This is a genomic window from Streptomyces natalensis ATCC 27448 (assembly GCF_000935125.1).
GTDB classification, from domain to species: Bacteria; Actinomycetota; Actinomycetes; order Streptomycetales; family Streptomycetaceae; genus Streptomyces; species Streptomyces natalensis.
The window spans coordinates 93,436-118,252 of the sequence record NZ_JRKI01000028.1; the positions used below are offsets into that span (position 1 = coordinate 93,436).

Here is a 24,817-nt window from a genome sequence, read left to right on the forward strand (position 1 = left end):
TCCATGCCCTCCGCCATACCGTGTTGCCTTTCAGATGGCCGCGGTCGAGGCCAGTGCCAGTACGACGAGCCCGAGAAGCGCATCGCCGTACCCGAATCCCAGCCGAGCAGTGGTCGTCGGCCGGACCTGGGCGCCGAGCCCGCGGCACATCGCCGAGGCGGCCAGATCCTCGCCGGAGCGCACCGATGCCGCCAGCAGCGGGACGACCAGGTACTCCACGGTCCGCAGGGGGTGGCGGATCACCGCCGCCGGGCTGACCAGCCCGCGCAGCCGCATCGCATCGGTGATCGCCGCGGCGTCCTCGCGTACGGTCGCGCTGAACCGCAGCATGACCGCGAGCGGGATGATCACGAAGCGGGGTACGCGCATCCGGTTCAGCCCGCCGGTCAGCTCGCTCGGAGTGGTCGAGCGGACGAAGTAGTAGCCGTATCCGGCCGCGATCACGTACGGGACCGTGTACAGCAGCGCTGTCATGATCACCACGCCGCCCGGCACCTGCGGCAGCACCCACCGGCTCAGCGCCATGACGACGGCCCATGCCCCGACGATCCACGCGGCGCCACGCACCGCGCGCTCCAGCACCAGCAGTACCGCCAGCACCAGCAGGGCAGGGACCTGGACGAACCGGGTGCCCGACGACAGCAGCAGCAGGTCGACGACAATGACGGCGAGCAGTCTGGTCCGTACGTCGACCCAGCCCTGACCGTGCGAGACCGGACTATGCAAGACCGGCCTGCACAAAGTGCTTGGCGAGCATCCTGCGGCCGAGCAGGCCGCCGAGCAGGCCCGCGACGAAGTAGCTCGCCACCACCGTGAGCACCACGCCCGGCGTCATCAGCCCGGCGAAGGAGCCGGCGTACGCGCTGCCCATCTGCGTACGCACCTGGGCGATGGTGTCCTCGCGCAGGAATATCAGCGGGAGGACGGCGCCGGCCGACCACAGGCTGAAGAACGCATAGCCGAGTACGTCGGAGGCGGCCGGTGCCGCGCGCTTGGCGGCGATCGCGATCTCCGCGGCGACACCGGCGACGAGAGCGGTCGCCAGAGTGATCGGATGGTGACCGAGCAGCAGTGTGAGGGTGCCGAGCAGCAGCGCCATCAGCGCGACCATTCCGGTCGAACGCACCCGGGCCCGGAACAGCATGAAGACGATGCCGCAGATGACGATGGTGACGAACGAGGTGATCGGCTGTAGCAAGGGGGTGAGGGAGGCCAGCATGTTGATGGCGAAGTAGAGGACCAGGTACACGGCGGTGAAGACGCCGAGCGACACCAGGTCTCCAGCCCGGAAATTCACGGTTGTTCTCCTTTACTTGCTCCGGCCTTGTCCAGCCGGTGATGTCCGCTCTCGCGGGAGCGCCAGAACTGCGCGTACCTGCCGTTCCGTGCGATGAGGTCGTCGTGCGTGCCGTGTTCGACCACCACGCCGCCGTCCAGGAACGCGATCGAGTCGGCCTGCGCCACCGTGGCCAGGCTGTGCGCGATGACCAGGACCGTGGCGCGCCCGGCGAGCAGCCGGATGGATTCGGTCACCACGGCCTCGGTGGTCGGGTCGAGCGCAGCGGTGGCCTCGTCGAACAGCACTACCGGCGCGTTCTTCACCAGGGCCCGGGCGATGGACACCCGCTGCCGCTCGCCGCCGGACAGCGCCCGGCCCCCCTCGCCGACGGTGCTCTGCCAGCCGTCGGGAAGGCGTTCGGCAATCTCGGTGACCGCGGCGAACTCCGCGGCGCGGCGTACCTGTTCGTCGGTCGCGCCGGGGTTGCCCAGGCGGATGTTGGCTTCCAGGGTGTCGTCGAAGAGGTAGACGTCCTGGAACACCAGGGACAGCTGGGCCATGAGGTCGTCGGTGGCCAGCTCGCGGACGTCGGTGCCGCCGAGGGTGACCGCCCCCTCCTGGACGTCCCAGAAGCGGGCGATCAGTCGCGTCAGGGTGGTCTTCCCGCTGCCGGACGGGCCGACCAGCGCCACCATCGAGTGGTGTGGGACGGTCAACGACAGCCCGTTGAGGACGGGTTCGCTGTCCTTTCCCAGCCCTTCTCCGTATCCGAAAGTGACGTTGTCGAAGACGAGGTCGTGCCGCGACGGCGGCGGGCTCGGCGTCGCCGGTTCCGGGAGCCCTTCGAGCTCGACCAGGTCGCGTACGGCGCCGACCTCCACGGCCGAACGGCGCAGCGCCGTACCGAGTTCGGCCAGGATCTTCAGCGGGCCGCTGAACTGTGCGCACAGCCCGATCAGCGCGACCACGTGGACCGGGTCGGCGGTGCCGCGCACCGCGAGGTAGACGCCCAGCGTCACGGCGGCGCCGAACGCGGCCTGGACGACGAAGCCCTGGAGGACCAGGCCGAGCACCGAGGACCACAGGGCCCGCCGTCCGGCCCTGCGCTGCTCGTCGATCGCGTCGTCGAGTGGTGCGTATGCGGTTCCCTCGATGCCCGCCGAGCGCAACGTCAGCTGCTTGTCGGCGAATTCGAGCAGCCGGGAGTTGGTGGCCGACGCGGCGTCGTGGATGCGCCGTTCGGCGGCGCCGTTGCGGCGGCCGGCGAGGGTTGCGGACAGCCAGATGACGGGGGCGGCGGCCAGCAGCGCGAGCCCCATCCGCCAGTCGTAGAAGCAGGTCGTGACCGCGACGGTGAGCGGCGTGACCACATGGAGCGTCAGCGGCACCAGGATGTCCATCGCCGTCTGCGCGACGAACATCGTGCCGCGCACCGCAACATGCGAGGTGCGCCCTGTGGTCGCGGGAGTGAACCAGCCGATCGGCAGCTCGACGAGCCGTTGGCCGAGGCGGCGGTGCATGGCGACGATGACGTTCATCGCGAGGTGGAATCCCCTCATCGTCACCCGCGTCAGCAGCGTGCCGCCGGCCGCCGCGACCAGGCCGAGCACGGCCAGCCAGCCCCAAGCCGCCCCGGTGTCGTCGTGGTGGAGTGAGAGCAGCACCGGCACCGTCGTCGCCAGCGCGAGTCCCTGGAGGACTCCGACCAGCGTCGCGAGCGCCAGGAAGCCGCGGAACTCACGGCGGGTCGCGGTGCCGCCGATGGCTATGAGCGCGGAGATCACCGGGCCACCCCGCAGACGTCGTCGTTCCAGTCGTTCCACATGCGGGCGTAGACGCCTCCGTGTTCCAGCAGTTGGGTGTGGGTGCCCTGCTCCACGACGCGTCCGTCCTCCAGCACCACGGTGTTGTCCGCCCCCGTCGTGCTGCCGAGCCGATGGGCGATCATGATGACGGTGCGGCCTTCGGCCAGCCGCCGGATGGCCCCGTGCAGCAGCGCCGCCGCATCCGGGTCGATCGCGGACGTCGCCTCGTCGAGCACCAGCACCGGGGTGTCCGCCAGCAGCAGGCGGGCGATGGCGATGCGCTGCGCCTCCCCGCCGGACAGCCGGGCGTCCGTGCCGACCACCGAGTCGTATCCCTTGGGCAGCGCGGCGATCCGGTCGTGGATCAGCGCCTCGCGGGCGGCGCGTTCGATCTCTGCGCGGGTGGCGTCCGGACGGCCGAGGGCGATGTTCTCGGCGACCGATACCGCGGGCAGCTGCGGTTCTTGGAGCAGCACCCCGACGGTGCGGTACAGCTGCCCGGGCGGGATGTCGCGGACATCGACGCCGCCGAGGCGGATCTGCCCCTGGTCCACGTCGTGGAAGCGCGCCAGCAGCGCCGTCAGCGTCGACTTCCCCGCGCCGGAGGGACCGACCAGGGCTGTCGTGGTGCGGGCCGGGAAGGTGAGCGTGATGTCCCGCAGTACGGGCCGGTCCTGGCGGTATCCGAAGCTGACGTCGCGCATCTCGACGGCCGCATCGCCGAGCTCCGCCTCCCGGTCCGTGACCGGAAGCTCCGGCTCGTCGAGGAGGCGGACGATGCGTCCCGCGGCCTCGACCGCTTCGGCGCGGGCCTGGGCACTCGTCGCGATGGTGAGGATGGCCGCCGGGAGCATCATGGCCACGGTCGACACCACGAGCACCGAGGCGGCCCGCGTCCAGTGCTGCTGCACGCTCCAGACGCCCACCGCGAACACCGAGCAGGCCATCACCGACGCGGTGAGGAAGACGCTCGCGACGGCCTGGGCGCGCATCGCGGGCCGGACCAGGCCGGTGAACTCCGCGCGGAACCGCTCGGATACGGCGGTGAAGCGCCCGTACTTCTCACCGGCCCTGCCGAACACCTTCAGCACGACGACCCCGCGGAAGTAGTCCGTGATCGCCGCGCTGACGGCGGCGAGTTCGTCGGAGACGCGCGCCATGATTTCCCGGTTGCCGGTCCTGGACAGCGCCGAGAACACGGTGAAGTACACGGCCATCGGGGCGATCACCGCCAGCCCGAGGCGCCAGTCGACGGCGAAGCAGAAGACCAGCCCGACAGCCGGGGTGAGCACGCCGGCGACCGACTCGACGAGGGTGTGCGCGACGAGCTGGTGCAGCGAGTCGACGTCGTTCTGCACGATCTGCCGCACCCGCCCCGAGGAATGCTCCCCGAACCAGCCCAGCGGCAGGCGTCCCAGCTTGGTGCTGAGCGTACGGCGCAACGTTGCCTGGAGTCCGACATCGGCGAAGTGCGTGATCAGCAGGGCGAGAAAGCCGCATGCCGACTGGATGCCGAGCCCGGCGACGAACCAGATCAGCGCCCCGCCGACGTCCTGATGCTGCGTCAGGTCCTGATGCTGCGTCAGGCGGTCGGCGAGTGCGAGGAGTGCGGAGAACGGGATCACCGAGCACAGCGAGCCGACCGCCTGCACGGTGACCGCGACCGCGGTCGGGGCGAGCACCGGCCGCAGGACCCGGAACAACGGTCCTGAAGTGATCCGCTCCACCCTGCGCGGTTGCCTGGTGTCCTGGTCGTCGGTCATCGGCGGACACCCCCGTGAGCGGCACCGGCCGGGGCACCGGAGGTGGATTCGGCACAGACGGCCCTGACCAGTTCCGCGAGCTGGGTGTCCGGCGCCCGCAGATAGAAGTGCCCGCCCGCGCACCGGACGGGGGCCCGCTGCTCGGCGGAGAAGTCGTTCCACTCGCCGATGCGTACGGGATCGACCTCGCCGTCACGGTCGCCGAAGACCACGCGGATGTCCGGGACCACGGCGCCCGTGCACTCGTACGTCTCCAGCAGCCGGTAGTCCTCCCGCACCACCGGCAGGAACATGGCGCGGAGTTCGGGCACCTCCCACAGGTCGGCGGCGGCCGGGTTCTGCCGGACGATGTCGGCGATCAGGGCCTCGTCGGTGTCCCGGTGGAGGGCGGTGTCCACGCGGTGGGACGGAGGGTTCTGCCCCGACGCCACCACTCGCACACCGTGGACACCGCGGGCCGCCAGCGCCGCAGCGGTCTCGTAGGCCACCAGTGCCCCCATGGAATGTCCGACGAGCACGGGCGCCGCCCTGCCGGGACCGTCCGGACCGGCGAGTCCGGCCGCCATGATGCCGTCCGCGGCCGACCGTGCCAGGCCGACCAGGCTGTCGCCGTGCGGGAGGTCCCCGTGCCGCTCCTGCAAGCGGGCATCCCGTCCGGGATACGTGACGCCGTACAGCCGGGCCTGCGGGATCGCCCCCGTCCAGTGCAGAAAGAACCGCGGACTGCCCCCGGCGTGCGGGAAGACGACGACGGGTACGCCGCCCTTGCGTGCCTCGGCATCGCTCAGCGGTGCCACTGCATTCACGAACAGACCTCCAGATCATGGATGTTGATGAGTTTCGGGGGTACGGAGGGCACGTCGGCGGGTCTGCCGAGCCGCGCCGATACCGCCTCCCAGTGGCGCAGCGCGGCGAGGTCCCGCTGCCCGAGGGGCCGGCGCCCGGCGCTCACCGCCTCGGCGAAGCCGCCGACCGCCCGGGCGATGCCCTCGGCCCACAGGCCGGGGAAGACGGTGTCCCCGGTCCAGTGGTCCGGGCCGAAGAGGTGCGACAGACGCTGTTCCGGGTGCCGGAGCCGCCCCGGAGCCTCCTCGTGCAGCCGGGGCTCCCACCGGGTCGGGCCGTGCACATGCGCCAGCGAGAGTTCGCCGTCCGGGGTGCCGAGGACGAAGCCCATCAGGGGCTGACAGTCGTCGTCCGGGGTGCGTGCGTCGTAGCCGTTGCGTACCAGCACATCCACTGCGACGCCTCCCCAGTCCGTACTGACCAGGGACTTGGCCGTCGCCGCCGCCGGATGCACCGCGAAGTCCGGGCCCGGCGGTGCGGTGAGGATCCGGGAGAGCACGCCCAGGCTCGCATGCAGGACCTGGATGCTGGTGCGGAGTTCGACGCCGGTAACCGGGGAGACGGCGTCCAGCGCCCGCGCCGCGGCGATGAACCGGCGGACCGGCTCCAGGTGTTCGTAGAAGCCGGTCACCGCGAAGGCAGCCCCCGACCGTTGCGCGGCTCGGGCCGACCGCACCACGTCCGCGGAGTGCACCGGAAGCTCCTGCAACACCGGGATCCCGCGCCCCAGCAGGTCACGGCAGATCTCGTCGCCCTGTCCGCCGACGATCGCGGAGCGGACCGCGACCACGGCGAGGCCGGCACCCGCGCTCTCGATCTCGTCCGTCCCGGCCAGGTAGCGCACCCCGAGTTCCGCCGCCAGGTGGCGCCCGGCCTGCCCGCCGGTACCGGCCACGCCGACGAGTTCCACGGGCGAGTACGGTCCGGCCAGCGCCCGCGCATAGTGCGCGCCGAAGGTCGTGCCGACCACCACCGCGCGCGGCCTGTCCCTTCTCACAGCTCGCCCTCCTCGAACTCCTCGTACGACGTGGGCACGTCGGCGCCGTGCGTGGCGTCGGCGGTGTCCAGGACGAGCGACGCCCCGGGTATGTCCGTGGCCATGCGGTCCCAGAAGCGCCGCGCCTCGACGTACTGCGACATCCAGACCGCACCGGTCCTGCCACGCGGGTCTTCGAGCGCGGCCAGCGCGGCCACGGCCCCGGTGAGGGCGTAACTGTCGGCACAGTGCAGGACGGTGTGCACGGTGGCGCCATCGGACGTGCCGTGCAGGCTGATCCGGAAGTACTGCCGGGCTCCTGAGACCGCGGCGTCGATCGCCCGGAGCGTCTCGGCGCAGCTGCGCTGCTGGCCGAGTGCCTTGGCCAGGGCCCGTTCGATCTCTGCCGATCCGGTGATGTTCCACCACCGCAGGGCGGCGAGTCCCAGCTCCTCGGCCGCGGCCCGGCATTCCTCGTCCAGGCTCACATGTGCGTGCGCGGTGCCGGGGAAGGCCGCGGGGACCCCGGTGCCGTTGTTCTTGCCCTCGCCCTTGCCCTTGTCCGGCGGCAGCGTGCGCAGGGCGCCCTGCTGGTAGATCTTTCCCGGGTGACCGGTGCGGGACCGTACCGCGTGCAGGTACTCGTCGAGCCCGGCGCGGCTGAGCGGCTGCACCCCACCGCAGTGGGCGTCGATCCGCGTCGTCGCGGGGTCCGCCAGCCGTGCGGCGACCGCGCGTACGGCCACGCCCGCCAGCCCCGGCTGCACGCCCGCGCCGAACACGGCGATCCGGCCGTGCGCTGCGGCCGCTGCCGCCGTCGCGTCGATGACGGACTGGTCGCCACCGGCATCGACGTAGTGAGCCCCGCATCGCAGTGCGGCCTGTGCGGTCCGCGCGGAGTAACGGTACGAAGGACCCGCACAGTTGACGACGACGTCCGCCCCGGCCAGGACGGACTCCACCGATTCCTGGTCGTCGAGGTCCAGCCGGACGGAATCGGGCTGCCGCGCCCCGTCCGTACCCGCATCCGCCTGCAACACCCTTGCCAAGTACGGCAGATCACGCCCCGCAGCGACCACCTGGGCGTCCGTCCGGTCGGTCAGGGTGCGCACACAGGCCCGGCCCACCGCGCCGGAGGCACCCAGCACCAGATACGTCAGGCCCTTCATGCTCCTCCTCCCCACACCTGCTGGAGCACGTCCGTCACCGCGGCCGCCGCATCGCCGGCGAGGCAGTCGAAATGCGTCCCGTCCACCTCGGTCACCGAGAGCTCACCGAGGCAGTACTCGCTCCAGAAGGCCGTCATGTCCTCCTTCAAGGAGGGCAGGAAGTGCAGATCGCCGCGCTGCCGCAGGAAGGTGAGGTCACCGAAGTAGCCGGGGTGCCGGAAGGAGGCGACCGCCTTCAGGCTCGTCACATACGCCTCGCGGAGCTCCAGCAGCGTCTCCGGCGTCCAGGCTCCCGTGGGGTCGGAGGCGGCGAGCCGGGCCATCCGGTCCCGTACGCTGCCGGGCGCCGCCGCGACCGCCTGGTCCAACTGCGTGTATTCACACGCCAGTTGAGCCACAGAGCCCTCGGGGACCCGGTCGCCGTGGCGGGCGCGTGCCTCGTTCAGCAGGGCGCCGAGTTCGTGCTCGTCGAAGTCGAGACCGGCGTCGGCCGGGTCGCGGTCCATCAGCCTGGCGAAGGAGTAGTCCAGCATCAATCCGTCCTCGATGAGGAACGGGATGCGGTACGAGCTGACCACCGTCAGCGATCCGGCCGGGGTGCCGCGCCCGGCGAGCCGTTCGGCCATGCACGCCGCGGTCAGGCCGCCCATGCAGTAGCCGACCAGATGGATACGGCCGTGGGTCCGGTCGAGGCCGAGTCCGTGGTCGGCGAGCGCACGCACGTAGCGTTCGGCGAGGGCGTCGAACAGTTCCTCCGGCGGGGTGCCGGTCAGGCCGTCGCCGGGGGTGCGCCGCACGCCGAACACGGCCGGTCGCTCGGTCTGTGCCTCCAGCCGCGCGATGAGATCGCGGTACGGACCGAGCCCGCCGGAGCCGTCGTGGACGAACACCACGGCATCGTGCCGCCACCGGCTGCCACGGCCGTCGAGCAGCCGGACCAGGGGCCGTTGCGCCGCCGCGGCCCCCTGCGCGCTCTCCGTCCCCCCGGCAGGGGCCGCCGTGCCGCCGTCGGAGAGCGCCCGTACGCACCCGGCCACCGTGGGATCTGCGACGATCGCCCGCAGCAGCCGGTCCCAGGGAACTCCGGCGGCCCCGGGTATCTCCCGCCGCAGCCTGCCCACACAGCGGGCGATCAGCAGGGAATCGCCGCCCAGCTCGAAGAAGTTGTCGTCGGCCGCGACCGGATGGTCCGGGTCCAGGCCCAGCACCTCGCGCCAGATCCCGGCCACCGGGCGGTGCTCGGCGTCCAGCCGTGCCGGTCCCGGTCCGCCCGCGTCGGCCGCGTGCTGCGGGCCGGTGGCGGTGCGCCCGGCGAGCTGCGCGACGGCCGCCCGGTCGACCTTGCCGTTCGCGGTCAGCGGGAGCGAGGGCAGCACCACCACGCGCGACGGCACCATGTAGCGGGGCAGGCGCTGCGCGGCCCCTTCCTGCACCTGCGCGGGTGTCGTGACCGCCTCGTCGAGCCGCGCACCGGCGAAGAACACCGACTGCGCCGCCGGGCGCAGCACGCTGTCCTCGGCGGGGAAGTCCACGAACCGCTCGAACTCCGACGCCTCCAGCGCGTCCTTCCACTGCTCCAGGGAGTAGAACGCATCGCCGGTTCCCGCCCGTTGGTCGGTGAAGCCGGTCAGCCCCTCCTTGAACTCCATCGACACCAGCAGCGGTGCACTGATCCTGGTGGAGTCGATGGCGGCCAGGGTGCCGCCGGGGGCGAGCAGCCCGTGCAGGCGGTCCAGGGCCGCGGGAATGTCCCGGGCGTTGTGCAGCACATTGGCGCACAGGACGACATCGAAGGAGCCCGGCGTCATGCCCTGCTGCTGCGGGTCCTCGTTGAGGTCGAACAGCGCGACGTTCACCTGGGGCCAGCGCTGGGCCGCTTCGTCCAGGAAGAACCGCGAGACGTCCGTGAACGTGTACTCGGTACGGCACCCTTCGAGGGCGGCGAGCACCGGGGCGGTGGTGCCGCCGACCCCGGCACCGATCTCCAGGACCCGGAGCGGCTGTCCGGCGGCATTCCGCTGTGCGGCCCGCTCCCTGATGCCCGCGCAGACCAGGCCATTGAGGTACCGGCCGGTGACGTTCTCGCCATAGGCGGCGCGGGCGACGTGCGTGCTGCCCTCGGGGAACAGCAGCGCCAGGGGATCGACCTCGCCGGACAGCAGGCCGGACAGCCCGGCCAGGCAGCGCTCCACGTAGGCGAGCTGCTCATCGCCGTAGTCGAGCGCGCGGCCGAGCGTGCGCACCTCGGACCAGTGCCGTAGCAGCGCCGCGTCCTCATGCGGCTCCGGCGGGGCCGTGATGGTGCCGTCCTCCGACACCGCGAGCCTGCCCTCGTCGTGCAGCGCGCGGATCCAGCGCCGTACCAGCGGCCGGTGCTCGCTGCCGCCGAGCGCGGCGGCCAGCTCCTCGACCCCGGTGGTGCCCCGCGCGTACTCCTCGGCGACCTTGCTGCCCATCGCGTCGAGGGCCACCGCGTTCATCCGGTCGAGGAGTGTGGTGAAGGCTTCGGCGTCCAAGTGCGCGGTGAACGCGGCGTGTTCGGCGGCAACGGCCCGCTCGACCCGTTCCGCGGCCCGCACGCCGGCGGCGCGCCGGTCCGGCCCGCTCCGTGGGACCACGGCCGCGACGAGCGACGTGCCCCGCCCGGTGTCGGCGGTCGCCGCGACGGCGGCCGCTACCCCTTCCACCGAGCCCAGGGCGGATTCGACCTCGGCGAGCTCGATGCGGTGCCCGCGGATCTTCACCTGGCCGTCGAGGCGTCCGATGAACTCGATCTCGCCGTTCGGCAGCAGCCTGCCGCGGTCGCCGGTGCGGTAGCAGCGTTCGCCGTTGTCCGGGTGGCGGTAGAAGGCGGCGGAGTCGGTACCGACATACCCCGCGCCGACACCGCCGCCGCCGATATGGATCTCCCCGGTCTGCCCGGTGACGGCGGGTTCTCCGTCCGCGTTCAGCACCCAGACCCCCTGATCGGGCAGGGCCGTACCGTACGGAACGGACCGCGCGTCCGGCGGCAGCGGCCCGGTCACCTCGTGCAGGTTCGACCAGATCGCGGCCTCGGTCGCGCCGCCGAGCGCAAGGAAGCGGGCGTCGGACGAGTAGCGCCACAGGTGCTCGGGCTGCCGGACCGGGACCCAGTCTCCGGAGACCAGCACCGCGCGCAGGCTCGACAACTGCCGCGCCGGGTCGCCCTCGTCGTCGAGGTGGTCCAGCATCAGCTGGAGCTGTTCGGGCACCGAGTTCCACACCGTGACCCCGTGCTCCGCGACGGCGCGGGCCCAGGTCCGCGGGTCGGCGGTGATGCCCGAGGACGGCAGCACCACGCGCCCTCCCGCCGCGAGCAGGCCGAAGACGTTGAACACCGACAGGTCGAAGGAGTGCCGCGAGACAGCCAGCACCGCGTCGTCGGCGGTCAGTTCGAGCAGATCCTCCATCGCGTCCAGGGTGGTCGCGACCTGGGCGTGGGTGAGCGCGACGCCCTTCGGTGTCCCGGTGGAGCCGGAGGTGAAGATGACGTACGCGAGTCCGTCCGGGTCCACCGCGCCGGTGCTCACCTCTCCGGCGGGCGCAAGGACGGTGTCCGAGTCGATCACGAACACCTCCGTGCCGGTGCCGCTGCCGGCACCGTCTTCGCTGAGCGTCGCGAGGATGTGCTCCCGGCGCGCAGCGGGCCACTCCGCGTCGACGGGCACGAAGTAGCAGCCCGCGGCGAGCACTCCGATCTCCGCCGCGATCTGGTCCGGCCCCGGCGGCAGTGCCACGACCACCGGACTGCCCGGCCGCACCCCGGCGTCGGCGAGCGTCCGGGTCACCGCGGACGCCCGGTCGGCAAGTTTGCCCCGGCTCACCGTGATGCCCGAGTGCACGACCGCGACCGCGTCGGGGTCGGTACGGGCGTGCTCCAGTATCCGGGTGTGCAGCGCGCCCCTGGTGCGACTGGTACGACGCCGTGGCATGCGCGGCAGCGCGGGCAGCGCGCGGCGGTCGAGGACATCGCGGTCCCAGGCGGACTCGTCCACCGCAAGCAGTTCGACAGCGCCTACGAAGTCCCCGAAGGCGGCGTCCAGCACGCTCTCGTCGATCCCGCCGTCCCTGCTGTCCCACACCAGCGAGGCCCCGCCGCCGTGCGGGGCGGCCTGCACGTCGAGCAGGACCTGCGGGGTCTGGCTGAGCCCGGCCTCCACCACGGGCCGCAGCCGACGGCCAACTCCCCCGCCTGCTCCCACGGTCGAGGTGAGCACCACCTGCGGGGTGCTGCTCTGCCCACCGCTGCGGCGCGCGAGCATCCGGCCCACTTCGACGCCGCTGACCGCGCCGTGGTCCATGGCCTCGAAGAGCGAGTCCTGTGCCCGGCGCGCCAGGTCGACGAAGGGCACGCCGGGCTCTCCCGGGGCCTCGCTCGGCGCGGTCGAGGTGAAGTCGCCGACGATCCGGTCCACGTCCTCGGTGACCGGGCTGCGGTCCAGGACCGTCACGGTCACCAGGGAACGGTCGGCATCGGTGTAACGCCGGGCCACCCGCCCGAGCACCGCGAGCAGCAGCGCGGACGGCGTGACGCCGCGCTGCTGTGCCGCGGCGGTCAGGGCGGCCCACTGCTGCGGCCCGACGATGTGGCTGCGCCGCGCGTAGCTGACCGGCCCGGCTTCCCCGCGGTTCCGGGGTTCCCGGGGTTTGCCGGGTTCCCGAGTGGCGGGCGGGAACTGCATGGCCGGCGCGAGCAGTTCGGCGCGCTCCTGCCAGTGCTTCTCGTCCCGCTCCCGGGCGGCGCGGGCCCGCGGCGTACCGGCCCGCCGACGCATCGTCAGGATGTAGTCGCGGAAGGTGAGGGACGGCTTCGGCAGGGGCGTCGCGGGGTCGGCGAGGGCCGTCTCGAAGTCCTCCAGGATCACTTCGAGACCGCGGAAGTCGGTCAGGATCAGATCCACCGAGAGGTGCAGCACCGTCTCGTCCGGGCCGCGGGTCACCACCGCATCGATCAGGGGGTCGGTGCCGAGCTCGTAATTGCGGTGCCGCAGCTGCGACCGCACAGCCCGGCGGGTCTCCTCGAACGCCTCAGGGGTCGGGCGGTCATGGACGACGAGCGGTACGTCCATGCCGGGCTCGATCCGCTGCCATCCGTCCGGGGAGACCGTCACACGCAGCATCTCGTGGCAGTCCACGACCCGCTGCCATGCGGTCCGCAGCCACTCGGCCGGTCCGCTCAGGTCGTCGGGGACGGTGAACTCGGCGTAGCCGTGGCAGCCGACACCGCCGTCCTCGTAGGCGTCCGTACGGCCGACGAGGTAGGCCGCCTGAACGTCGGTGAGGGGGAAGGGCCGGTCCGCGTCGTCCGGCTCCCGCACCGGGGCCTCGCGGTCGGACAGCAGCGCGATGACCTCGTCGCGGCGCGCCGCGACCTGCTCGCGCAGCTCGGGGCCGAAGACGCCGTTCGGTGCCTTGAAGCGGAGCTTTCCGTCTTCCAGCCACAGATCGACGCCCATCATCTCGATCCTGTCGACCAGTTGCTGTGCGGATGTCATAGCTCACCTGCCTCGTAGTCGTCGTCTTCTTGGTCTTCGGTATGGGCTGTCAGCTCCGCCACCGCAGCGGTGAATGCCCCAAGGTCCGGGTGGGCCAGGAGAGTTCGCAGCGTGATCCGCGGGTCCAGCTGCTCCTGGAGGAGGCGGATGCAGCGGGTGGCGCGCAGCGAATCGCCCCCGGCGCGGAAGAAGTTCGCCCCGTTCGGGGGAAGTTCCGCGCCCAGCGCGCGCTCCCATGCCTTCCGGATGACGCCGGGCAGCCCGGCCTCCGTCCGCGCGGGCCCGGCGAATGCGCGCAGCCTGCGCACGACCCCGTCCACCACTGCCTGGGCCCGCGGGGCACCGATGAGCTGTGTGACGTGGTCGGCCGTGATGTGCAGCCCCCGGCAGTCGTCGTGGACCTGGAGGTCCAGCACCGTCTGCGGGGTCTGCGAGCAGGCGGAGACCAGCTGCCCGAAGCCGAAGTCGTCGGAGCGCAGCGCCGGGTCCTGCATCCCGAGCCCGCAGGTGAACACCACCGGATACATGCCGCGCACCGGATCGCCCGTCTCCTGCACGGCATCGCGCTGCAGGTCGATGGCGGTGATGCTGCCGTGGTCCCGCGCCGCGGCCAGTTGCCGCTGGGCGCTCCGCCCGATGGAGACGAGGTCATCGCCGCCCTCGGCCAGGTGCACGCCGACCAGCGTCAGCGAGGTGAAGTCGCCCACCACCGTGTCGATGCCCGGCACGGTCATGTCGCGGTCGAAGGTGGTGACATTGACTGCGAACCGGTCCTGACCGCTGTCCGCCGCGAGTTCGGCGGCGTACGCGGCGAAGATCACTGCGGCGGCCGTGATGCCTGCTCCCCCGGCCGCGGCGCGGACCGCGTCCCACTCCGTGCGGTCCAGGCCGGTGCCCACCCGGCCGAAAACGGGCCGCTCGGCCAGCGCCACGATCTGCGCCGCGCTGACGAGGGCGGGCGCCTCGGGCACGGGGGTGGCGGCCCAGTACGCGGCGTCCTGCTCCGTCGGCGCGTCGGTGTGCAGCCAGGGGCGTGCGGCTACGTACGCAGCGAAGGAAGCGCGCAGCGGGTCGAGTTCGGCCACCGTGGCCCCCGCGTAGAGTGCCCCGATCTCCCGCAGCACCCGCCACATCGAGGCGCCGTCGAGCATCAGGTTGTCCATCCCGATCGCGACCGTGGCGAGCGCGGTCCCGGACGCATCCGGGCCCGGCCGTCCGATGCGCACCGTGAGCGGGCCACGCCGGGAGGGGTCGGGGACCTCCGCCGCGGTGCTCCCCCTCGGATCGCCGTCGTCGCATTCGACGGGCGGGTGCACCGGCTCCTCGCTGACGTGCCCGGCCGGTCCGCCACCGTCCTCAACGACCGTGGTACGCAGGGCCGGATGGCGGAGCACCACGGCCTCGACGGCGGCGGTGAAGCGCTCGGTGTCGAGCTGTGGTGCCTCGAACTCGAAGTAGCAGTGCGAGGCGACGCCCCCGAGCAGCTGCTGCTCACCGCGGCCCGTCAGGTACGCCTGCTGCACCTTGGTCAGGGGGAAGGTGCGGGTGTCCACGGCTGCGGCGGGCGCCGGAGTGACGGGCTGCCCCTCGCGCATCAACTGGGCGATGTGCCAGGCCAGTTCGCGGAGCACGGGGGTGTTGAAGAGGTCGGCCAGCCGTACGCCGGTGAAGCCGTGGCCGTGCAGCTCGGCCAGGACCCGGGTGGCTCTGAGCGAGTCGCCGCCCAGCACGAAGAAGTCGTCATGGGGCCCGACCGAGGGCACGCCTTCCGGCAGATGGCGGCGCCACAGGCCGGTGAGAAGGTCCTCGATGCCGGCGTTGGGGGCTTCCTCCGGTGGAGGCGGAGCCTGGTCCAGCGGCGCGGCCGTGCGCGCGGGTGCGATTGCGGCCACCGTGTCCACGGCCTCAAGCTCCTCGTAGTCCTCCTCGTAGCCCTCGTACTGGGCCTGCATGAGGGCGAGCTGCGGGGTCGGCGCGCTGACCGAGACGGATCGCCAGCCGCGTTCCACCAGCCAGTTCCACCAGGTGGGCACCGGCCACAGCGGTGTGGTCGCCGGGTCGGCGATGCGCGGGTCCAGCAGTGCGGTCACCAGGGAGGCAGGGTCGGGCCCGGTCACCTCGGCCAGCAGCAGCCCCGCCCCGGGCGTGATGGGGATCTGCGTGAGCATGTGAGCCAGGCGGGCGTCCCGGTGCAGGGCGCCGAGCGCAAGGACGATGTCCACCGGTGTCTCCGGCGGCGCGGAGAGGGATTCCAGCCCCCGGTCCTCACCGAGATCGCGCAGCAGCGGGGAGCACTCGACCGGGACCCACTCGATGTCCGTGTCCGCCAGTTGTCCGGCGAGAAGGTTGTGCAACAGGCCCGTCCCTGCGCCGAGTTCGGCCACCCGCAGCCTGCGGCCCGCGACCTCGGCGGCGCGGCGCAGCTCGCCGCACACCTGCGCCAGCAGGCCGCTGGACTCCAAGGCACGGCTCAACAGCGCCTCCGGCGCGAGCCGTTCGTGCTCCAGCAGCCGCGTGACCCGCACCTCGCCGGTGAGGCACTGCGCCAGGAACTCGGCGTCGGCGGCGTGGGGTTCGCCCGCTACGTCCGGACCGGAGCGCCCGGCGCGCCATCGGGCGAACACGGGCGCCAGCGCGGGCCTGATCCGCTGTGGGTCCACGCGCTGCACACAGCGCCGCAGTGTTGCCGCCAGCTCGCCGTGGTCCGGCGCACTCGGCGCTGCCGTTGGAGTGGCGCTTCCGGTGAGGCGCCGGATCCGGCCGGTGAAGGCGGCGAACGCCCGCTCCAGGAAGCCCGGTTCGAAGACCCCGGCCGGGTGGTCCCAGCGCAGCTCGATCCCCTCGCCGCGCGGCACCACCTGGCAGTCGATGAGTACGCCGGGGGTCCTGGTGTGCGACCAGACCGCCTTGGCCTCACCGGCGTCGCCGCCGAACAGACGCTGCGCCGACGGCAGACCGAGGGTGCTGGTGAAGACGACCGGGAAGGCCGCACGGCCCGCCCGCGCGATGTCCCGCTCACCGGGCGCATGCCCGGCGACGGCTTGCCCCAGCGCGCGGTGGATCTGCTCGGCGCCGATCCCCGGACCGCAGCGGCAGAGCGCGAGTTCGGTGAAATTGCCCAGCACCTCCGAGGCCGTGGACATCACCGGCCGACGGGACATCGGCACGCTGATGTCCACGGCCTCGGTGCCGGCGGTCTCGGCGAGGGCCCCTCCGAACTCGGCGAGGAGCAGCGAGGTCACGGTGACCTGCCGGTCCCCGGCGATGCGGCGCAACGTGCCGGAGCTGTCTGCGTCCAGGTGCAGGCCGCGCGAGCGGATGGCGGCCCGCTCGCGCGGAATGTGCCGTACCGGCAACTCCGGTGGCCGTAGACCGTGCACCGCGTCACCGGGCGTCGAGCGCGCTTCCTCGGCAGCGAGATCCGCCGCGTACCCGGCGAATACCGCCAGGGAAGGGTCGACCGGTTCGGGCGGCTCGGTACCGCATGCCTCGGCGATGAGCGTATTCAGCACGGACATGAGGCTGCGCGCGTCCAGGCCGAGGTAGTTCAGGCTCAGGCCGATCTCCCGCTCGTGGCCCCGTACCGCCACCGCGGTCAGCACGGGCGACGGATTCGACGGATTCGACGGATCAGTGTCCTCGTCCGGTTCGTCCAGTTCGGCCAGCCACGAACGCAGGCGTTGCGACGCCTGAGCGGCATCACCGCTGCCGGGGTCGTCGAGCCAGATGAGGCGGGGGTGTTCGCGACCGGGCAGGACGCGCTGTGCCGCGGCCCCATGGCGTACGCACCGCAGCCCGTCAAGGCTCGCGCACACGGTGCTCATCGCCTTCGCCCAGACGTCGAAGTCGATCGGCTCGGCGGAGCGGATCACGACCGAGTACCGCGGCGCCGTACGAACGACCCCGGTGATCCCGTCCGCGCCGAGCGCATAGGCACGCTGCAATGGGGTCAGGGGAAACTCCCTCGCGGCATCGTCGCGGGACGCGTCGCGGAAGTGTGGGCCCGGCTGTTCCGGCAGTGTCCGCGTCGGGGCACAGACCGATGCGAACGCCTCCAGCGTCGGGTTGGCGAACAGCTGGTCGACGCCGGCCTCGATGCCTTTCTCCCGAAGCCCGGCGCAGACCCTGGTCGCGGCGAGACTGTCGCCACCCAGGACGAAGAAGTTGTCATCGCGGGCCAGGTGCTGCACGCCGAGCACGTGACGCCATTCCGCGGCGATCTGGCTGTCCTTCTTTCCGTCCCTCTTGCTGTCCCGGTCCGCAACGCCGGGCCACGGGGATGGCCCGGTCCCGTCCGCCTCCAGCTGCGCGGCGGCCCACTTCCGGTCCACCTTCCCGTTCGAGGTGAACCGCAGCCCCGACGCCCGGACGACCACCGACGGCACCATGTAGTGCGGCAGGAGACGGGTGAGCCGGTCTCGCAGCAGCTCCGCATCGGCTGAGCCGGGCGCGGATCCGGCGGATTCAGCGGATTCAGCGGATTCAGCGGATTCATCCGGGACGATCAGTGCGCCGAGCGCCGCGCGGCCGCGGATCGGCGTCACCACGGACGCCGCAATGCCCTCGACTTCCCGGATCGCATGCTCGATCTCGCCGCATTCGACGCGGTGGCCCCGGATCTTCACCTGCGTGTCAAGCCGGCCGAGCAGGACCAGCAGCGGCCCCTCCCGCCACATCCCGAGGTCGCCCGTGCGGTACCACCGCTCCCCGTGCCCGTCGGTGACGAACCGCTCGGCGGTGAGAGCCGGTGCGCGATGGTACCCGGCGGCCACCCCCGCCCCGCCGATCCACAGCTCACCGGCGACCCCGTTGGGGCGGTCCCTGCCCGCTTCATCGACGACGCGGTATTTCTGCCCGGACAGCGGCACGCCGTAGGGGATCGACTGCCACGCCGGGTCGATGTCGTCCTCCGAGCGGATCACGTACTCGTTGGACCAGATGGACGCCTCGGTGGCCCCGCCCATCGCCACCAGCACCGCCTTCGGCGCGGCGGTGCGCAGCCTGCGGAACAGGCCCGGGTCGATCCAGTCCCCCGAGCACATCACCGTGCGCAGGGTGGCCACGTCGTCATTGGCTGCGAGCAGCATGTCGACCAGGGCGGGAACGGTGTTCCACACCGTCACACCGAAGCGGCGGACCAACTCGCCCCACACGAAGGCGTCCCGGCGGGCGTCCTCGGGGATGGTGACGATGGACGCGCCGCAGGACAGCGGTCCGAAGATGTCGTAGACGCTCAGATCGAAGTCCAGGGCGGACACCGCCAGCACCCGGTCGTGGCGGCCGACCGCGTTCCTGGTGTTGACGTCGGTCACCGTGTTGAGCGCCGCACCGTGGGTGACCGCAACGCCCTTGGGCGCTCCGGTCGAGCCGGAGGTGTAGATGACGTACGCGAGCGCATCGGCCCCGGCCGCCCGTGGCTTGGGAAGGGGCTCGGGAAGGGGCTCAGGTGCGGCGGCGAGATCGTCCGCGGTGAGCACCCATTCCGCTCGGGCCGCCTCGGCTATGGCCTCCGCGCGTGCATCGGGCACATCGACGCCGATGGGCAGGTAGGTACAGCCCGCGAACAGCACCCCGAGCACCGCGACAATCTGCGACGGCCCCTTCGGCAGCCGGATCGCGACGACGGTGCCGGGCGCGGCCCGCGCGCTGACCGCAGCGGCCAGTCGCAGCGCCCGGTCCTCCAGTTCCGCATACGACAGCCGGCCGGACTCCTCGACACCGACGGGGTCACCACTCGCGCCGTACTGGCACGGATCCCAGCGCACCGCCTCCGCCTGCGGGCATTCCCTGACCTGCCGGCGGAAGTCTTCGTACAGCAGCCCCGTCGCGCGAGCGGGCACGGTCGAGTTGACCGCAAGGCGCTCGTCCAGCGCGGAGCGGCACAACTCCAGCTGTGGCGCGCCGTGTTCGATGACCTCGCGGAGCGACTGCACGAACAGGTCGTAGATCTCGCGCGCCATCCCCTCGGGCAGCGCATCGCGACGCACATCGAACGCCACCTCCACGCCCGCGCTCGTCAGCCGGAAGACCCGGCAGTCGATGATCACCTGTGGAGTCGTCGAGTAGAACTCGGGCTCACCCAGTGCCGCCACGGCATAGTCACCGAACACCGGCCGCTTGGCCGCGAAGGTGAACACGTACGGAGACAGCCCGGGATGCCCGCTCCCGTTCTTGAGTGCGTCACGCAGCTCGGTCGTCGCCTCGACGCCGCGCGAGATCCGGTACCTGAGTTCGTCGCGGACCTCGCGGGCGGTCTCGGCGAACGTATCCATGGCATCGGGGCAGGCGCGATGGGCATAGGTGACCGTGCGGTCCACGATCTCGTCCTCGGTGCCGGTGGTGTCGACACCCGTCACCGTGACGAGAAATGCCGCGCTGGAGGAGAACCGGCGCAGTGCACGTTCGTACAGCGCAAGCACCAACGCCGCCGTCGTGCACCCCAGTTCCCGCGCCCGCCCCTCCAGCCGGTCCCAGTCGGCGTTGCCGAACCCGGTGGTGAACCGTTCCACGAGCGGGTGCGCGGGCTGCGCGGTCAGGCCCTCCCCGTCGTCGCGGGGGCCGGCCCCGGCGGCGCGTCGCGGCAGTTGAGGCGGCGCGAGCAGTTCGGCGACCCTGGCATCGACGACCTCCTGAGCCACCGCCGGCCGCGCCCGCTCAGCGCGCCGCAACCGTTCCTGTACGGCCCCCAGCTCCCGGCGTTCCGGGAGGACTCCCTCCTCGAGCGCCGCGGCCAGCTGCGATGCCAATGCACCGATCGCGGCGACATCGGCGATCGCCAGGGAAATCGCCACATGAACCGTGACCGTCCCGTCGGGCAGCACACTGGCCTCGACCGACCACGTCCGGCCGCCGGTCAGGTCCAGAGGAGCCGACAGCATCCGGCGCCGGGTCCGAGCCAACGCCGAAGCCACCCATTCCGGGGCCAGCCCTCGCAGATCGTGCCGACCCAGCCGCGACGGCGGCAGCTCCGTCTCCTCCAGGGTGCCCGCGTCGACGAAGCGCAACCGCAGATACGGGTTGGCCGCGAGGGCGGCGACGGCGTCGCCGAGGCGGTCGATGTCGATGGCCCTGCCGCTGAACTCCAGGTACGCGACACAGTCGACCCCGCCCAGCGGCAGTTCTGGGTCCCGCCCGGTGAAGTACGCGGCCTGGATCGCCGTCGCCGGTAGTTGCCTCATGCCCGTCACCCAATCCTTGCCGCAGCCCTCCATTAACTAAAACGATAATCACATTCAGAACGCCACTGCAACTCGCGAGGGCAGCCTCACAGCGAACGGTCCTTCACTGCGCTTCTTCGACCTGGTCACTGATCGGGAGGCAGGCGCGACAGGCGAGGCCCTCGGGCTGCTGAGCGGAATGCCTGAAGCAGGCCATCGCCGCCACCGGTATCGAGTCGCAGTTTCGAGGTGCCGTTCCCTCATCTGGCTGGTGTTGTCGTGGAGTTGACCGATCGGGCTACGGCCAGGGTGATCACGATGCATGCGCAGGCCCGCTCAGCGGGTGCGGACTGCCCGCACTGCGGCAGTACGTCGGACCGGGTGCACGGCCGGTACACGCGACGGCTCACGGACGCCGCCGTCGGTGGCGCCGGCATGGGGATCGAACTGCTGTTACGTCTGTCACGTCCGGTTCGCGCAGCGCCGGAAGAACCCGTCGGGGATCCGCGCGCAAGATGTCCCGCAGCAACACCCGTCACCGCCGTGCGCAGTGGAAGGCGAGCACGCCCGACCTCGCCGTCATCCACGTCGACGGCCGTGCATACCAGGTGCCGCGCCGCTTGGTGCGCGCCTACGCGCGCGGGCTGCTGCCGCTGCCCGGGAGCTGACGGAGCCCATACACCGCAGTCCCGCAGCCGACCTCATACGAACGGGAACCTCTTGTGCCCGCATCGGCTACCCTCGGCCACCGTCTCCCCGTCACCGTGCCCTCCGGCTTCCTGGGAGCGGGCAAGACCCCACGCTGCTCAATCACGTCCTCAACAACCGCGCGGGGCTTCGCGTGGCGGTGATCGTGACGGACGCGAGGACGTCCTCTTCCGTCTCGCCGGACAGCTGGAACAGGCCGCTCCCTGGGCGCCACGGACCCCCGCTGTGTGGGCGGGCAGTCACCACAACGCCTGACCGCACTCCCACCCCGCCACGGCGACGGGCCCCAGCGAAGGCCGCCTGGGCACGCGGCACCCCTCTGCCCACGCTCCTGGATCTCGACGTCGGCCGCTCCGGCGACAAGCGCAGGCTCCGCCCGGACGGCTGATGGCCGATCCGCCCGTGAGCAGCCCACGTTCCTGAAGGGTGCCGGGCTAAGGTTGCGTTACCTGAGGGCCTATCAATCTATTGATCCAGAACGGTAGATGTTCTGGATCATCGATCCTTGCGTGAGTGAACTGATGGGGGATGCACGGCAGTTGTCGCCGTCGGCGCAGGAGGCGCTTCGTATGCGTGCGGTGGCCGCGCTGGTGGAGGGGCGGGATCGCGAGGAGGTTGCGGCGGTGTTCCAGACGTCGCTCAAGGCGGTGGACAAGTGGTGGTCGAAGTGGCTTGCGGGCGGACGTGAGGCTCTGGTGGCCCACCACCAACCGCCCGGCCCGCAGACGGGGTTCGTATCGGGCGAACCGGCCCGCGATCCTGCCCATGGCCACCTCGAACGCCTCCCTCCAAGGGACGGGATCTACGCTGCGACGTGCGGCCACCGTCTCATCGTTACTCGACACAAGTCACGATGAACAACGGTGGCCGCACCCGTCTCCGCGCCGTCCCGACCAGCCAGATCACGATCTACAGCTGGAGTTCTAAGCCTCGATCCACCGGGCAATAGCCGGTCCAGGGCTTGGACATGAAGACGCGGATGCCATCTGAGCCGGGACGATGGGACTTCCTACGGTTCCATGTCCCCAGAGCAAGAGCACCCGTGAGAGGCAATCTTCCCACGCCGCTTCGGCGGTGTCCGCCGCGTTCGATGACAGGAATCTGGTCGCGTATGCCGGCTGGTCCCAGTGATGCGGCTGGCTGAGCGGTGCGGACTTGCCCGTCTGGTGGCGAACAAGGTGAAGCTGAGCGGAGCGAAGAACAGTGCGGGTACCGCGGCGGACGCCAAGTCACCAGCATCGTGGCCGGAATGGCCGAGGGCGCGGACAGCATCGACGACCTGGACGTCCTGCGCCACGGCGCGATGCCGGCCCTGTTCGGCGGGATTCGCGCCCCTCCACGCTGGGGACATTCCTGCGTGCGTTCACCCACGGTCACGCGCTTCAACTCCACGCCGTGCACCGCAGGTTCCTGGCCGCGCCGGCTGCGCACACCCCGCTGTTGCCCGGCGCCGGCGAGACAGCGTTCATCGATGTCGACTCCCCCCACAAGCACGTCTACGGCCGGTTCAAGGGGATCCGCACCCTCCACCCGCTGCTGGCCACGATCTGCTCGCCCACCTCCCGGCCAGTGCACGCTGATCGGCCGAGCCCTGTACGCGCCGAGGTCCCGGGCCCCACGTGGCGCCGACGCCGACAGCACCAAGCCAGCAGCCACCACAAACGCCGAGGCCGCAGCCGATAAAGCTGCGGCCTCGACACCACACAACGCAGTTGCGGTGCTGAGCGCTGAATCCGTTACAGCGTGCCGTGGATCGCTTGGGGGTCGGTGGCCCGCAGAGCAGGCCCGACCTTCATAGCGGAGGGCGACGGGGCCACATAGACCGGAGTGGGGTCGGGCTCGGGAGCGCAGGTCTTGGCGATGAAGCCCTTGCCGGTTGGGAGGGTGCCGTCCCGCAGGTAGGCGGTGAAGGTGTCGTCCAGACAGGCGTTGCCGTGGAAGAGGATCTCGTGGAAGCTGCCGCCGTTCTGGACGACCAGCTTGGAGCCGGGCAACGCCTTGTGCATCGCGACAGCGCCCGGGTAGGGGGTGGCGGCGTCCTCTGTGGCCTGGAAGAGCAGGACGGGGGGCAAGCCCTTACCGGTGATCTTCAGCCGGCCGGCCTGGTCGCCCTGGTAGGGCCAGAACATGCAGGCAGCGTTGTACCACATGTTGTTATAGGTGTAGAAGGGCGCGATGGCGTTGACCTTGGCCTGGTCCCTCTTCCAGAACTCCCAGTCGCGCGGCCAGTTGTTCTCGGTGCACTGGACCGCGTTGTACGCCGGGAACGTGCTGTCGTCAGCGCCCGGGGCCGCGTAGCGGTTGTAGGCGATGTTCAGCGGGCGGGTGTCGTTCTTGGTGAGGTAGGCCGACAGCACGGTCGCCATCTGCGGCCAGCGCAGGAAGTTGTAGCCGCCGCCGTAGAAGGTGTCCTCGAACTCGGCGGGGCCGATCTTGCCAGGGGCCGGGGCGGCATCCACCGGTTTGGTCCGCAGCACGGCCTCGACCTGGTGGTATTTCTTCTCGACGGCGGCCGCGTCGGTGCCCAGGTGGTAGATGGAGTCGGCCTTGGCGGTCCACGCCGCGAAGGCGTCGAATCGGCGCTGGTGCTCCTTGTCCTGCAGGATGTTGTGGTCGTACCAGTCGATGGTCGGGCCGACGATGCTGTCCAGCACCATCCGCCGCACGTGCGAGGGGAAGAGCTGGCCGTATGTCGAGCCCAGCGAGGTGCCCCACGAACCACCGTAGAAGTTGATCTTCTGGACGCCAAGCGCCCGACGGATGCTGTCCATGTCGCGCGCATTGTCGGCGGTGGTCATGTGCGGCAGGAACCAGCTCCAGTTCGCGGCGCAGTCGGCGGCGTACTTGGCCGACTTCTCCAACCACGCCTTCGAAGTGCCTTGGCTGACTTGATAGTCCGGCCGCTCGCCGTCGAAGTAGTGCGGGTCGCAGGTGACGTGTGGGTCGCTGGCGTTGGTGCCGCGCGGGTCGAAGCCGATCCAGTCGTAGGTCGAGGCGACGTCGTGCGGGATCTTTCCGGAGATGTAGCCGGGCATCCACAGGCCCGAGTCGCCGGGACCGCCAGGGTTGAGCAGGATCGGGCCCTGCTGTTTGTCCTTGGGAGCGGTGGCCGGGAGCCGGTTCACCTTGATTTTGATCTTGGTTCCGTTTGGCTGCGCATAGTTCAGCGGCACTTCGAGCATGGCGCACTGCAGCGCGGGGGTGGTGCTGTCGTGGCAGGAGTTCCAGGCGAGCTTCCTTTCACCGACACCCTTGGGCGCTGACTGGGAGGTAGAGGCAGGCGTAACACCCGCTGTCATTCCGCCGATTGCGGCGGCGGCCGCTATCAAGGCTGTGACTCTTCTCATGGAGGAATCATGTGACATGTGCAATGTCACACTTGGACGTGATTGGTTGTACGTTACTGAACTGTGACCATATCGAGGGCGGGCGACTGTTCTGGAATGGCGCCGCGCGCCACCGGCTGTCGCGGTCGAGGACGTGACGCGACGACTCCCCAAGATCTGTGCCAGAACCGAGTTTTGACGTCACTGGGGTACTTGCGCGGGCAGCAGCGGGGGGCTCCTGCTGAAAGGGCCGTGGCCAATGCCGAGGTACA

11 protein-coding genes and 1 pseudogene are annotated in these 24,817 nt (G+C 71.1%); 2 read left to right on the forward strand and 10 right to left on the reverse strand.

Annotated elements, in window-relative coordinates; genetic code table 11:
- Window positions 1–30 precede the first annotated feature (30 nt).
- From SNA_RS19795 to SNA_RS19835, 9 genes are read right to left on the reverse strand one after another with little or no spacing between them, the layout of a single operon-like run.
- On the reverse strand, window positions 31–726 hold the full coding sequence (locus tag SNA_RS19795) for an energy-coupling factor transporter transmembrane component T (protein ID WP_037791650.1): 696 nt from the start codon (window positions 724–726) through the stop codon (window positions 31–33).
- On the reverse strand, window positions 719–1,297 hold the full coding sequence (locus SNA_RS19800) for an MptD family putative ECF transporter S component (protein ID WP_030068087.1): 579 nt from the start codon (window positions 1,295–1,297) through the stop codon (window positions 719–721). Before SNA_RS19800 ends, SNA_RS19795 begins: the two co-directional genes overlap by 8 nt.
- Window positions 1,294–3,063 (reverse strand): ABC transporter ATP-binding protein, encoded by a 1,770-nt coding sequence (locus SNA_RS19805; protein WP_044366040.1) that lies wholly within the window; start codon window positions 3,061–3,063, stop codon window positions 1,294–1,296. The genes SNA_RS19800 and SNA_RS19805 overlap by 4 nt, the downstream gene beginning before the upstream one ends.
- Window positions 3,060–4,847: an ABC transporter ATP-binding protein gene (locus tag SNA_RS19810; RefSeq protein WP_044366042.1), complete on the reverse strand. Its 1,788-nt coding sequence runs from the start codon at window positions 4,845–4,847 to the stop codon at window positions 3,060–3,062. Before SNA_RS19810 ends, SNA_RS19805 begins: the two co-directional genes overlap by 4 nt.
- The gene (locus SNA_RS19815) at window positions 4,844–5,653 is read right to left on the reverse strand and encodes a thioesterase II family protein (protein WP_051877399.1); all 810 of its coding nucleotides are present in this window, start codon (window positions 5,651–5,653) and stop codon (window positions 4,844–4,846) included. Before SNA_RS19815 ends, SNA_RS19810 begins: the two co-directional genes overlap by 4 nt.
- Window positions 5,650–6,690: a Gfo/Idh/MocA family oxidoreductase gene (locus SNA_RS42525; RefSeq protein WP_157879997.1), complete on the reverse strand. Its 1,041-nt coding sequence runs from the start codon at window positions 6,688–6,690 to the stop codon at window positions 5,650–5,652. The genes SNA_RS19815 and SNA_RS42525 overlap by 4 nt, the downstream gene beginning before the upstream one ends.
- Window positions 6,687–7,838, reverse strand: coding sequence for a saccharopine dehydrogenase NADP-binding domain-containing protein (locus SNA_RS19825; RefSeq protein ID WP_030068079.1), 1,152 nt, complete (start codon window positions 7,836–7,838; stop codon window positions 6,687–6,689). The genes SNA_RS42525 and SNA_RS19825 overlap by 4 nt, the downstream gene beginning before the upstream one ends.
- Window positions 7,835–13,354, reverse strand: a complete 5,520-nt coding sequence (locus SNA_RS19830) for a non-ribosomal peptide synthetase (protein ID WP_052808943.1) — start codon at window positions 13,352–13,354, stop codon at window positions 7,835–7,837. Before SNA_RS19830 ends, SNA_RS19825 begins: the two co-directional genes overlap by 4 nt.
- Complete coding sequence (locus SNA_RS19835) at window positions 13,351–20,532, reverse strand: non-ribosomal peptide synthetase (RefSeq protein ID WP_044366046.1); 7,182 nt, start codon at window positions 20,530–20,532, stop codon at window positions 13,351–13,353. Before SNA_RS19835 ends, SNA_RS19830 begins: the two co-directional genes overlap by 4 nt.
- A gap of 494 nt (window positions 20,533–21,026) precedes the next feature.
- Between SNA_RS19835 and SNA_RS19840 the strand changes: the two genes are divergently transcribed.
- Window positions 21,027–21,179, forward strand: a complete 153-nt coding sequence (locus tag SNA_RS19840) for a 50S ribosomal protein L32 (protein ID WP_030063284.1) — start codon at window positions 21,027–21,029, stop codon at window positions 21,177–21,179.
- Between the two features lie 609 nt (window positions 21,180–21,788).
- Window positions 21,789–21,863, forward strand: a pseudogene (locus tag SNA_RS45260) (hypothetical protein); the annotation flags it as partial.
- Window positions 21,864–22,955: 1,092 nt separating this feature from the next.
- Here SNA_RS45260 and SNA_RS19850 read toward each other — a convergent pair.
- Window positions 22,956–24,566, reverse strand: a complete 1,611-nt coding sequence (locus SNA_RS19850) for an alpha/beta hydrolase (protein WP_044366047.1) — start codon at window positions 24,564–24,566, stop codon at window positions 22,956–22,958.
- Window positions 24,567–24,817 lie beyond the last annotated feature (251 nt).